The organism is Nonomuraea sp. NPDC050680, assembly GCF_040654555.1.
Classification (GTDB): Bacteria; Actinomycetota; Actinomycetes; order Streptosporangiales; family Streptosporangiaceae; genus Nonomuraea.
This window is the reverse complement of sequence record NZ_JBFAIF010000031.1, coordinates 84,628-96,441: the sequence shown is the minus strand read 5'-3', so window position 1 is coordinate 96,441 and position 11,814 is coordinate 84,628. Positions and strand designations below refer to the sequence as shown.

Below are 11,814 nucleotides of genomic sequence, written 5' to 3'. Positions count from 1 at the left end.
CCTACGCCGGGACGCAGGGCGGCATGCCCGTGCGCGAGGAGACCTACGCGGCTCCCGCTCCCACGGCCGCGCCCCCCGCGCCTCCGCAGTGGCAGGGCGGCGGCTACCAGATGGGCCCGGGACACCCGTCCTACCCGTCCAACCCGGAGCCCGCCGGTGCGGGCGCGGGCGCCTGGCCGTCCATGCCTCAGTGGCCGTCCGACGTCAACGGCTGGCCCTCCGACCCGCGCGCCGGCAGCGGCGGTTACGACACCGCCGACGTCTGGGTGCCGTCGCGAGGTCAGGGCGGTGGCGGCGGGGGCGGCTGGTCCGGTGACAACGGCCTGCCCAAGCGGCCCACCAACGACCAGCCGCCGTTCCAGCCGCCACAGAACTGGAGCTTCGGCGACCGGCCGGTGGAGCAGAGCCTGCCGCCCAGGCCGAGGTACGACTTCCCGGAGACGGAGTCGGCGGCGACCGGCCCCATCCCGGTGGTCAACCCGCCTTCGTCGGGTGACGAGTACCTGCCGATCTTCGCCTCGGTGGAGTCGGCCTGGTTCGAGCACGGCAGTGAAGGCAGCGCGAGCTGGGGTTCCTCCAAGGCGGATGCCGGTTGGAACGCCGCGGCGGCCGTGGTCGAGCCGGTACGTGACGGCGCGACGGCCGCCGGGCTGCCCAAGCGGGTGCCCAAGGCCAACCTCGTGCCGGGTTCCGCCGACACCGCCTCGGCGCCGAAGGGCGTCGCCCCGATGCCCTCCGTCTCGCCTGACCGCGTCCGCAGCCGCCTGTCCAGCTTCCAGCAGGGCTTCCGCGCGGCACGTGACGACATCAGCGAGGGCAAGGCGTACCCCGCCGGCTCGAGGCCCGTTGATAGCAGGGAGGAGGGCGTATGAACGACCTGAGCAACGCGGCACGCGGAGTCGACTGGTTGATAACCGACTTCGTCAGTACCGTTCCAGGTGTCGCCCACGCGGTCGTTGTCTCGTCCGACGGTCTGCCGCTGGCGGCATCGTCGGGCTTCCCCGTGGATCGGGCTGATCAACTGGCCGCGATCGCGTCCGGCCTGGTGAGCCTGACGCAGGGAGCGGCCAGGGTCTTCGAGGGCGGCGCGGTCAACCAGACCATCGTCGAGATGCAACGCGGGCTGATGCTGATCATGTCGATCAGCGACGGCTCCTGCCTGGCCGTGCTGGCGGCGCCCGACTGCGACATGGGTCTGGTCGCGTACCAAATGACGCTTATGGTTGATCGTGCCGGTCAGGTACTTACTCCGGCGGTGCGCGCCGAGCTGCGCGCCAGCCAGACCAGGTGATGTAGGTGACGGACCCAAGGTGGAACAGCGGTGGCTGGGATCCCCATCCGCAACCCCAGCCGCAGCTGAGCTCAGATCCCGCGTCGCCGGTCCGTCCTTACGCCGTGACGGGAGGACGGACCGCGCCCCGGGTCAAGCTGGCGATGGAGGCCCTGGTCTCGTCCGCGACGGCCGAGCACCGGGAGTTCTCCCACATCACGCCGGAGTATCAGGCGATCAGCCAGCTCTGCCGGCAGGTCCGGTCGGTGGCCGAGGTGTCGGCCCTGTTGCGGATCCCGCTCGGTGTGGTGCGCGTGCTGATCGCCGACATGGCGGCCGAAGGTCTGGTACGCGTACACCAGCCAGCGCTGGAGTCCGGACGGCCAGACGTAAACCTGCTCGAAAGGGTGCTCAGTGGACTTCGCAGGCTCTAGCCCCGGCCTCACCTCGACGAAGATCGTGGTGGCCGGAGGGTTCGGGGTGGGCAAGACGACGTTCGTCGGCGCGGTGTCGGAGATCATGCCGCTGACGACCGAGGCCGTCATGACGGACGCTTCGGCGGGCATCGACGACCTCGGTATGACGCCGCTGAAGTCCACCACGACCGTGGCGATGGACTTCGGCCGGGTCTCTCTCGACCGTGACCTGATCCTCTACCTGTTCGGTACGCCCGGACAGCACCGGTTCTGGTTCATGTGGGACGACCTGGTACGGGGTGCGATCGGCGCGGTGGTGCTGGTGGACACGCGGCGGCTGGCCGACAGCTTCCCGGCGATCGACTACTTCGAAGAGGCGCAGTTGCCTTTCGTCGTGGGCGTGAACGGGTGGGATGGGTCATACCCGCACAGTGACGCGGAGGTGCGCGACGCTCTCACGCTGGCGCCGCACATCCCGCTGGTGCGGCTGGACGCCCGGTCGAAGGACTCGGTGAAGAGCGCGCTCATCAACCTGGTCGAACACGCGCTGACGGTCCGGATGGCGGTGCCGGGCTGGAGCGGTAGCTGACCTCGCCTGCTACCTGGCAGGCGACCGTCCGGGATGTCGGCGTCTGAGGCATGCTGACAGACCGGATGGCCGAGCCAGGCTGGAAGGGCTGCCGGAGCGGATAGGCTGAACCATTAGACCAACATTCGCTTCGAGGACTGGCCTACCACGTGTTCGAGACGCTTTCAGACCGGCTGACATCGGTCTTCTCCTCCCTCCGCTCCAAGGGTCGGCTGTCTGAGGCCGACATCGACGCCACCACCCGCGAGATCCGCATCGCGCTGCTTGAGGCCGATGTCGCGCTGCCGGTGGTCAAGGCGTTCGTCGCCCAGGTCAAGGAGCGCGCCCGCGGCATCGAGGTCTCCCAGGCGCTCAACCCGGCGCAGCAGGTCGTCAAGATCGTCAACGACGAGCTGATCGAGATCCTCGGCGGCGAGACGCGCCGGCTCCGCTACGCCAAGACCCCGCCGACCGTCATCATGCTCGCGGGCCTGCAGGGCGCCGGTAAGACCACCCTGGCGGGCAAGCTCGCCCAGTGGCTGCGCGAGCAGGGCCACGCGCCCATGCTCGTCGCCGCGGACCTCCAGCGCCCCAACGCCGTGCAGCAGCTCCAGGTCGTGGGCGAGCGCGCGCAGGTGGCCGTCTACGCGCCCGAGCCCGGCAGCGGCGTCGGCGACCCGATCAGGGTCGCCCGTGAGTCCATCGACGAGGCCAAGCGCGCGCAGCACGACATCGTCATCATCGACACCGCCGGCCGTCTGGGCATCGACCAGGAGATGATGCGGCAGGCCGCCGACATCCGCGACGCGGTCTCGCCCGACGAGGTCCTGTTCGTGGTCGACGCCATGATCGGCCAGGACGCCGTGACCACGGCCCAGGCGTTCATGGAGGGCGTCGGCTTCGACGGGGTGGTGCTCACCAAGCTCGACGGCGACGCCCGCGGCGGTGCCGCGCTGTCGGTCAGGCACATCACCGGCCGGCCGATCATGTTCGCGTCGACCGGTGAGAAGCTCGAGGACTTCGACGCCTTCCACCCCGACCGGATGGCCTCCCGCATCCTCGACATGGGCGACATCCTCACCCTGATCGAGCAGGCCCAGAAGACTTTCGACGAGGATCAGGCCGCCAAGATGGCGGGCAAGCTCACCTCGGGCGAGAGCTTCACGCTCGAGGATTTCCTCGAGCAGATGATGATGGTCCAGAAGATGGGCCCCATCAAGAACCTGCTCGGCATGATGCCCGGCATGGGGCAGATGCGCGACCAGCTCAACTCCATCGACGACCGCGACCTCGACCGCATCGCGGCCATCATCCGCTCGATGACGCCGGGCGAGCGCCAGGACCCGAAGATCATCAACGGCTCCCGCCGCGCCCGCATCGCCGCCGGCTCCGGTGTGACGGTGAGCGCCGTCAACAACCTGGTGACGCGGTTCTTCGACGCCCAGAAGATGATGAAGAAGATGGCGGGGGGCATGGGCATCCCCGGCATGCCGGGCGGCCGGGGCAAGGCTGCCAAGGCTCAGAAGAAGACCAAGAAGGGGCGGCGCGTGAGCGGCGACCCGCGCAAGGCCGCTCTGGGCAAGGGCGACTCGGCTGCCGCCGAGCCGGAGCAGCCGGCCAAGGGCGGTTTGCTGGGCAACCTGGGCGGGAAGCTGCCCCCGGGCATGGAGCTGCCGCCGGGCTTCGACCCCAGCAAGTTCAATCTCCCGGGCCAGAAGTAGCAACTTTTCCGGATATTCCGGGTTTACGAATGCGGCGACCCGCGCCTGCGGGTCGTGCGCAGTCCTGTGCGTCTGGCACAATGACATGTTGGAACACCGTGGCCAGGTGGGTGCCCTCTCATCTCCCGCCGGTCATGCCTGTCCCTGGAGCGGACTCCCATCGTGCCCCACTCGATGTGATGCCGTTCACCCACGCTCGAATGCAGGAGAGACCACACCAGTGGCAGTCAAGATCAAGCTCAAGCGGCTCGGCATGATCCGTAGCCCTCAGTACCGCATCGTCGTCGCCGACAGCCGCACCAAGCGTGACGGCCGGGCGATCGAAGAGATCGGCCTGTACCACCCGAAGGAAGACCCTTCGCGCATCGAGGTCAACGCCGAGCGCGCGGCCTACTGGCTCGGTGTCGGCGCGCAGCCGACCGAGCCGGTGCTCAAGCTGCTCAAGCTGACCGGTGACTGGCAGAAGTTCAAGGGCGAGGCCGCCCCTGCGCCGATGAAGGTCGCCGAACCGGCGCCCGACCGCCACGCCCTCTACGAGGCCGCGGCCAAGGAGACGCTGTCCGGTGGCGACACCGGCACGTCCGCCACCACGCCGAAGAAGGCCCGCAAGAAGGACGAGACGGCCGAGGCCGCCCCCGTCGAGGCCGCTGCCGCCGCTCCCGCCGAGACCAAGACCGAGGGCGAGGCCTGAAGTGCTCGAGGAGGCTCTCGAGCACCTCGTTAAGGGCATCGTCGAACATCCCGACGATGTCCGGGTCCGCGCACGCCGCATTCGCAGCGGGCGCGTCCTGGAGGTCCGGGTGCACCCCGAGGACCTGGGCAAGGTCATCGGTCGCGGTGGGCGCACCGCCAAGGCGCTGCGCACTGTCGTGAATGCCCTGGCCGACGGGAAGTACGTCCGGGTCGATCTGCTCGACCTGGACGAAGCCGTCCGTTAGCGTCAGGTTCTTGCGCCCTCATCGGTTCTTGCCGATGGGGGCGCTTGCGTTAGAAGCGTTTGCGTTAGAAGCGGTTGCGTTGGAAGCGTTCGCGTTAGAGAAGGTGGAGTTCAGGTGCAGTTGGTCGTCGGCCGGATAGGCCGCCCGCACGGAGTACGCGGCGACGTGACCGTGGAGGTGCGCACCGACGATCCCGAGCTCCGCTTCCCCGTCGGCGCGGCCATCGCCACCGATCCCGCCGACAGGGGGCCGCTGGTCATCGAGAGCCGCCGCTGGCACAAGGGCGCGCTGCTGATCGCCTTCGCCGGGGTGACCCACCGCGACACGGCCGAAGAACTCCGCGGCACGATGCTGGTCATCGACTCCGACGAGGTGACGCCCTCCGACGACCCCGACGAGTTCCACGATCACCAGCTCATCGGGCTCACCGTCGTGACCGTCTCGGACGAGGCCGTCGGCGAGGTCACCGACGTGCTCCATCACGGTCAGGACCTCCTGGTCGTACGGCGGAGCGGCCAGGACGACGCGCTCATCCCGTTCGTCAGGGCCCTGGTGCCCGAGGTCGATCTGGAAGGCGGCCGGCTCGTCGTCGACCCGCCCGAAGGGCTGCTCTGATGCGGCTCGACATCGTCTCGATCTTCCCCGAATACTTCGCCCCGCTCGACGTCTCCCTCATCGGCAAGGCCCGCGAGCGCGGCACCCTCGACGTTCGGGTGCACCAGCTCCGCGACTGGGCGCATGACGTGCACAAGACCGTGGACGACACGCCCTATGGCGGCGGACCAGGCATGGTCATGAAGCCCGAGGTGTGGGGTGAGGCCATCGACGCGGTGATCGTCGGCGGCTCGCCGGCTGCGGCCGCTGAGGGCGGTTCACCGACTGTGGACACCGTGGGTGGCTCGCCGTCCGCGGTCACCGTGGGTGGCTCGCCGACTGCGGTCGCTGAGGGCGCCCCGCCGGCTGCGGTCGTTGGGGGCGGGTTGCCACGCCTGATCGTTCCCACGCCGAGCGGACGGCCGTTCACCCAGGAACTCGCCCAGGAGCTCGCGGCCGAGCCCTGGCTGCTGTTCGCGTGCGGGCGCTACGAGGGCATCGACTCGCGCGTCATGGCCGAATACGGCACGCGCCTGCGCGTCGACGAGATCAGCATCGGTGACTACGTGCTGGCCGGGGGCGAGGTCGCGACGCTGGTGATGGTGGAGGCCATCGGCAGGCTGCTGCCCGGCGTGCTCGGCAACGCCCACTCGGCCGTCGACGACTCCTTCGCGCCGGGGGCCATGCGTAACCTCGTCGAAGGCCCCGTCTTCACCAAGCCGCCGGTCTGGCGGGGGCGCGAGGTGCCGCCCGTACTCCTGTCCGGGCATCACGGGAAAGTCGCGCGGTGGCGGCGTGACGAGGCGCTGCGCCGTACCGTAGCCAATCGGCCCGAGCTGGCGGCGGCGCTCGACCCCGAGACGCTCGACAAGCATGACCGGCGGCTGCTGGAGGAGCTCTCGTTTCGCGTCCAGCCGGAAGATATGGCAAACTGAATCGCTACCGACCATCATGTGGTTGGTCTGCCATGCCCGGGGGACAGTCCCGGGTTCATCGAATCAGCAGGCGCGTCCGCCGCGAGCTCAGGCCGGGTGGACCTCCGCGTGCTCGCGAGGACTTGAGGACAGCTCTCATGCACACGAAGATCCAGGAGCTCGAGAAGGCGACCCTGCGCGGCGACGTGCCGGACTTCCGCCCCGGTGACACGCTCGAGGTTCACGTCCGCGTCGTCGAAGGAAACCGCTCCCGCGTCCAGGTCTTCAAGGGCTTCGTGCTGCGCAGGCAGGGCAGCGGCGCCCGCGAGACCTTCACGGTCCGTAAGGTCAGCTACAGCGTCGGCGTCGAGCGGACCTTCCCCGTGCACAGCCCGATCATCGAGAAGATCGTGCTCGTGACCCGCGGTGACGTGCGTCGCGCCAAGCTTTACTACATGCGCGATCTGCGCGGCAAGGCCGCCCGGATCCGCGAGAAGCGCGAGGCCGTGCCCGCCAAGTGACACAGACCTTTCCGAATGGCCCGCGTCCTGCGCGGGCCATTCGGCTTTGCAGGGGCATTTCCTTTATGTGGAGCGACTCGGGCGCGGGTGTAACGTCGGTCGAGACTTGTCGAGCCGACGCATCATCTAGGCTCGTCAGCGATGACTAGCGAGAGCCAGGAGCACGGCGCGGCGCGCCGCCCTGTCAAGGACGAGGTGGACGTGGTCGCCGAAGAAACTGAGAAGCCAGCAAAGGGCGGCAAGAAGGACAAAAAGGGGTCGTTCTGGAAAGAACTCCCCGTCCTGGTCGTCGTCGCGCTGGTGTTGGCCCTGATCATCAAGACGTTCGTGATCCAGGCCTTCTACATCCCGTCGGAGTCGATGGAGAACACTCTCCTGAAGAACGACCGGGTCCTGGTGAACAAGATGGTCTACCACACGCGTGACATCGAGCGCGGCGATGTGGTGGTGTTCTCGGGCGTCGACTCCTGGGACGGCGAGTTCGAGATGGAGGAGCCGTCCAACCCGGTCACGGCGTTCTTCCGCTGGGTCGGCACCGCGTTCGGCGTGGTGCCCGGCGAGAAGGACTACATCAAGCGGGTCATCGGCGTCGGCGGCGACCACGTCAAGTGCTGCGACCCCAAGGGACGTATCACGGTCAACGGCGTGGCGATCGACGAGGGCAGCTATCTCTATCCGGGCAATGTGCCCTCCGACAAGTTCTTCGACATCAAGGTGCCTGAGGGGCGGCTGTGGGTGATGGGCGACCACCGCTCGGTGTCGCTCGACTCGCGCTCGCACCAGGGTGACCCGGGCGGCGGCTCGATTCCCGTGGGCCAGGTGGTCGGGCGGGCCTTCGTCATCGTATGGCCGTTCAACAGGGCGACCACGCTGTCCATCCCCGACACGTTCGCGCAGCCGGCGTTGCAGGCGCTGGGCGGCTCCGTCCCGCTGGTCGCCGGGTTCGCGGGTGCCCTGCCCCTGATGCTGATCCGTCGGCGCCGGCGAAGCAGGAGGCCCTGATGTCCTTCACCAAGAAGGCGGCGGCGGGGGAGAAGAAGAAGGGCGGCTTTCGCGAGACGATCCTGCTGCTGATCCTCGGCGTCGGCATCGCCCTGCTGTTGCAGGCGTACGTCATCGGATCGTTCTACATCCCGTCGGAGTCGATGGAGAACACCCTGTTGATCAACGACCGGGTGTTCGTCAACAAGCTCTCGGGCAAGCCCGAACGCGGCGACATCATCGTGTTCAAGGGCTGGAACGGCGAGGACACCATCAAGCGGGTCATCGGCATCGGCGGCGACAAGGTGGCCTGCTGCGACGCCAAGAAGCGGGTGACGGTCAACGGCACACCGCTGGACGAGGCGTCCTACCTCTATCCGGGCGACTTCCCGTCGGGCGATTCGTTCAAGTACACCGTGCCGCCAGGCAAGTTGTGGCTGATGGGCGACCACCGCAGCGCCTCCGCCGACTCGCGCAGCCACGTCGAGGAGCCCGGGGGCGGGTTCATCTCGGAGGACGCGGTGGTCGGCAAGGCGGTCATGCGCTACTGGCCGCTGTCGCGAGGCAGCATCTTCATGCACCCTGACACTTTTGCCAAGGTCAAATAGAGGCGGCTCCCGGTCGCGGTTTGCGGCGATTGGGGCGTACGCTGCCTCTTGTCATGACAGTTGCGTTCCGCCCTCGGCCCAGCGTTGTCCGGCGTGATTCCGGACTCTATGCCTATGAGCGGGCACTGGCCCGCCGCGGCCTGACCCCGATCGCCGGGGTCGACGAAGCGGGCCGGGGGGCCTGCGCCGGTCCGCTGGTGGTCGCCGCGGCCATCCTGCGCAGGCCTATTGAGGGTCTCAACGACTCGAAACTGCTGGTCCCGGCCGTACGAGAACGGCTCTATGACCTGATCATGGACTCGGCGCACGTCGGGATCGTCGTCATACCCCCGGCCGAGATCGACGCGCGGGGGCTGCACAAGAGCAACGTGGCCGGAATGCGCCGGGCCGTCGCGCGGTTGACCTTTGACCCGGGGTACATCCTCACGGACGGCTTCCCCGTCCCGGGCCTGCCGGCGCCTTCGCTGGCGGTGTGGAAGGGGGACCAAGTGGCCGCATGCGTGGCGGCGGCCTCGATCGTGGCCAAGGTGACCAGGGACCGCATGATGATCGAACTGGACGCCGAGTTCCCGGGCTACGGCTTCGCCGAGCACAAGGGGTACGTCACTCCAGGGCATCGGCTGGCGCTGGAGACGAACGGGCCGTGCTCCCACCACCGTTACTCCTTCGTCACGGTGGCCAGGGAGATGGGGGAAAATGAAATGGGGGCCGGGGTTGCCTGACCAGGCGAACCGGAAGACCGGTACGACAGGAGGACCGCGATGAGCGCAGAGGATCTCGAGAAGTACGAAACCGAGATGGAGCTGCAGCTTTACCGCGAATACCGCGATGTCGTCGGGCTGTTTACGTATGTCGTGGAGACGGAGCGGCGCTTCTACCTGACCAACTCGGTAGACCTCGACGTCCGGACCGCGGAGAACGGGGACGTGTTCTTCGATGTGAAGATGCAGGATGCTTGGGTTTGGGATATGTACCGGCCGGCGCGGTTTGTCAAGAATGTGCGGGTGGTCACGTTCAAGGACGTCAACGTCGAAGAGCTGGCCAAGGCGGACCTGGAGATGCCGAAGGAGGGGTTCTCGGGGTAGGCGCGTTTTGGCGGGTGTTCGTACGGGTGGCCCGCCTTGTTAGGGGCGGGGTTGCTATGGGTGCCTGTCCGGCCGGAGGGCGGCGCCTGCTGGGGACGACGCTCGTGGCCGCGGCCCTGCCAGCTCTCCGGCCTTGCCAGCCCTGAAAGCCCTCCAGACCCGCCCTGAAGGGCCATCCATGGGCCAGCATGGTCACCCGCCTGCTCGGCCACCCGCCCGCTGGGCCACTTACTCACGCCGAGGTCGATCCCCAGTTTCTGACGCGCTCGCCCGTGACCCAACCGCCTGGCTGTCATGGCTCATTGGCCGGGCCGATTCACAGTTGCGCTGTTGGGGCCTACCCGCAGTCAGCTGCTGGGCGCCGCAGCCACCCTCAAACCATTTGGCACCCGCCCGAGTCCCTTCCCGTATTGCCGCTCGCGGGATCCGCCGTGCGGCCACCCGCTGCGACGCCTGCCCTTCATAGGCCAAGCACAGCCGCCTACCAGGCCATCCCCGTAGCCCTCTCCATGACCCGTAGCCCGATGGCCCGTAGACCTTCATGGGCTGTAGACCCTGCTGTAGACCCTCATAGCCAGTAGACCTCAATGGGCTGTAGCCCACAGTGAACCGCTCAGCCGAGGATAAGCGGGAGCTTCGCGGCGAAATCGCCCAGCGCGGCCTGCTCCGCGTCGGTCGGCGTACGACGTCCGGTGCCGATCAGCAGCGCGTCCTTGTCGGAGAACGAGGTGGGAAACGGGGACCCGGCGATCTTCTCCAGCGACACACGTGCCGCCATGAGGGTCTCGGCAGGCGGCTCGGCAGCCGAAGGCAGATGCGCGATCAGGTCGAGGTGGTGCAAGCTCCATTCGAGCACGTACGCCGACAGATAGTCGCCGACGGTCAGCACCTCGTCGCGGGTGCTGACGCGGACGGCGGGATCGGCGAGTTCGGCGGCACGGCCAGCGGCGGAACCGACGTCGTCGAGGTGGAACTTGAGCCACCGAGGCTCGCCGTACGCGGCGGCCAACCGGGGGATCAGGGCATCGAGCGGGTCCTCGCCGGTCGGAGGTTCGACGAGGTTCCAGTAGGTGACGGCGTCCACAGTCGGTTCGGTTTCGGCGGGCGTGACCAGCGTGATCAGTACGTCCTGAGCGTCGATGACCAGGTGGCACGCCAGGTCTCGAACGAGCCAGCCGACACAACCGGACGGCCGCCCGAAGTCCTCATCCGAGATTTCGGCGACCGCCGTGCGCAACGCCGTCCAAGAGCGTGAGAAGAGATCCACTGCGGCACGGTAATGCCGATCCGGAACGGCGGACAAGCGTATTCGAACGCCCGGTTGACGTATCCGGACGGTTGGTCGCGCATCTCGGCGACCTCTCGCGCCAACCAGCCCAGCTCACCCGCCACTCGGCACTCGCCACCCGCACCTGCCACCCGCTCTCGCACCACCGCGTCACCTGCACCCGCACCTGTCCCCCGCCACGGGCCACCCGCACCTGCCACCCGCTCTCGCACCACCGCGTCACCTGCACCCGCACCTGTCCCCGCCACGGGCCAGCCGCAACTGCCACAGGTCACTCAGGGCGGATGAGCTGCCCGTGCCGATTCGCTCAGGGCGGGTGGGTCGGCCCAGGTCGGCTCACTGAGGGCGGGTGGATCACCCGGCGAGGCCCTCGCAGTGGCAGCGCAAATCACCCGCAGCGGCAGCGCAACTCACCCGGAACGCGATGTCGGATCCCCGAGCCCATCCCCGAGTTATCCACAACCCCCCGGCCCCACACCCCACTCTGTCCACAGAACCTCGCTCGGCCCGAACCGCCCACCCCCGATAGGCGAAAGTCAGGGCCCGGAGGTGCCACATGGCCACGAGGAACGACCTCGGCAAACACGGCGAGCAACTCGCCGTCAACTACCTGGAAGCCGAGGGAATGACCATCATCGAATGCAACTGGCGCTGCCGCCACGGCGAGATCGACGTCATCGCCGAGGACGGCCCCAACCTGGTCGTGGTAGAGGTCAAGACCAGATCCAGCCGATCACACGGCACAGCCCTGGAGTCGGTACGACCGGCCAAACTGGCCAAGCTCCGCATGCTGGCCGCCAAATGGCTCACGACCCAGCCCCGCGCCTTCGACACGGTCCGAATCGACGTGATCGCCCTGGAGCGTTTCGCCGGCGACTACTCCCTCCAGCACGTACGGGGGGCGATCTGA

At 68.0% G+C, this 11,814-nt stretch carries 14 protein-coding genes and 2 pseudogenes; 15 read left to right on the top strand and 1 reads right to left on the bottom strand.

The genetic code is table 11. The annotated features are described in order from the left end of the window. From AB0H88_RS48610 to AB0H88_RS48545, 14 genes and pseudogenes are all read left to right on the top strand, one after another. Positions 1 to 872, top strand: a pseudogene (locus AB0H88_RS48610) (hypothetical protein); the annotation flags it as partial. Continuing rightward, complete coding sequence (locus tag AB0H88_RS48605) at positions 869 to 1,291, top strand: roadblock/LC7 domain-containing protein (protein ID WP_357656479.1); 423 nt, start codon at positions 869 to 871, stop codon at positions 1,289 to 1,291. The pseudogene AB0H88_RS48610 and the gene AB0H88_RS48605, both read left to right, overlap by 4 nt. 65 nt (positions 1,292 to 1,356) lie before the next feature. Next, positions 1,357 to 1,704, top strand: coding sequence for a DUF742 domain-containing protein (locus AB0H88_RS48600; RefSeq protein WP_214641717.1), 348 nt, complete (start codon positions 1,357 to 1,359; stop codon positions 1,702 to 1,704). Continuing rightward, positions 1,685 to 2,275, top strand: coding sequence for an ATP/GTP-binding protein (locus AB0H88_RS48595; RefSeq protein WP_214641567.1), 591 nt, complete (start codon positions 1,685 to 1,687; stop codon positions 2,273 to 2,275). The genes AB0H88_RS48600 and AB0H88_RS48595 overlap by 20 nt, the downstream gene beginning before the upstream one ends. Before the next feature lie 149 nt (positions 2,276 to 2,424). Continuing rightward, on the top strand, positions 2,425 to 3,975 hold the full coding sequence (ffh, locus tag AB0H88_RS48590; RefSeq protein ID WP_357656477.1) for a signal recognition particle protein: 1,551 nt from the start codon (positions 2,425 to 2,427) through the stop codon (positions 3,973 to 3,975). 220 nt (positions 3,976 to 4,195) lie between these two features. Further along, positions 4,196 to 4,666 carry a 30S ribosomal protein S16 gene (gene rpsP / locus AB0H88_RS48585; RefSeq protein ID WP_357656475.1) on the top strand — a complete coding sequence of 157 codons (471 nt, stop codon included), beginning with the start codon at positions 4,196 to 4,198 and terminating at the stop codon, positions 4,664 to 4,666. A 1-nt stretch (position 4,667) separates the two neighbouring features. Next, entirely contained in the window at positions 4,668 to 4,913 is a 246-nt protein-coding gene (locus tag AB0H88_RS48580; RefSeq protein WP_020546537.1) for an RNA-binding protein, read from the top strand. 114 nt (positions 4,914 to 5,027) lie between these two features. Beyond that, positions 5,028 to 5,528 (top strand): ribosome maturation factor RimM, encoded by a 501-nt coding sequence (rimM, locus tag AB0H88_RS48575; RefSeq protein ID WP_357656474.1) that lies wholly within the window; start codon positions 5,028 to 5,030, stop codon positions 5,526 to 5,528. After that, positions 5,528 to 6,397, top strand: a pseudogene (gene trmD / locus AB0H88_RS48570) (tRNA (guanosine(37)-N1)-methyltransferase TrmD); the annotation flags it as partial. The gene rimM and the pseudogene trmD, both read left to right, overlap by 1 nt. A 182-nt stretch (positions 6,398 to 6,579) precedes the next feature. Further along, the gene (gene rplS / locus AB0H88_RS48565) at positions 6,580 to 6,942 is read left to right on the top strand and encodes a 50S ribosomal protein L19 (protein WP_214641562.1); all 363 of its coding nucleotides are present in this window, start codon (positions 6,580 to 6,582) and stop codon (positions 6,940 to 6,942) included. Between the two features lie 141 nt (positions 6,943 to 7,083). Beyond that, positions 7,084 to 7,944 (top strand): signal peptidase I, encoded by an 861-nt coding sequence (lepB, locus tag AB0H88_RS48560; protein WP_357656473.1) that lies wholly within the window; start codon positions 7,084 to 7,086, stop codon positions 7,942 to 7,944. Next, positions 7,944 to 8,531, top strand: coding sequence for a signal peptidase I (gene lepB / locus AB0H88_RS48555; RefSeq protein WP_357656471.1), 588 nt, complete (start codon positions 7,944 to 7,946; stop codon positions 8,529 to 8,531). The genes lepB (AB0H88_RS48560) and lepB (AB0H88_RS48555) overlap by 1 nt, the downstream gene beginning before the upstream one ends. 53 nt (positions 8,532 to 8,584) lie before the next feature. Continuing rightward, a complete protein-coding gene (locus AB0H88_RS48550) occupies positions 8,585 to 9,253 on the top strand; it encodes a ribonuclease HII (protein ID WP_357656469.1) in 669 nt (222 codons plus the stop codon). Between the two features lie 39 nt (positions 9,254 to 9,292). After that, complete coding sequence (locus AB0H88_RS48545) at positions 9,293 to 9,616, top strand: DUF2469 domain-containing protein (protein ID WP_026215037.1); 324 nt, start codon at positions 9,293 to 9,295, stop codon at positions 9,614 to 9,616. A 613-nt stretch (positions 9,617 to 10,229) separates the two neighbouring features. Here AB0H88_RS48545 and AB0H88_RS48540 read toward each other — a convergent pair. Next, positions 10,230 to 10,883, bottom strand: coding sequence for a maleylpyruvate isomerase N-terminal domain-containing protein (locus tag AB0H88_RS48540; protein WP_357656468.1), 654 nt, complete (start codon positions 10,881 to 10,883; stop codon positions 10,230 to 10,232). A gap of 577 nt (positions 10,884 to 11,460) precedes the next feature. On the opposite strand from AB0H88_RS48540, the gene AB0H88_RS48535 reads away from it, so the two are divergent. Beyond that, entirely contained in the window at positions 11,461 to 11,814 is a 354-nt protein-coding gene (locus AB0H88_RS48535; protein WP_357656467.1) for a YraN family protein, read from the top strand.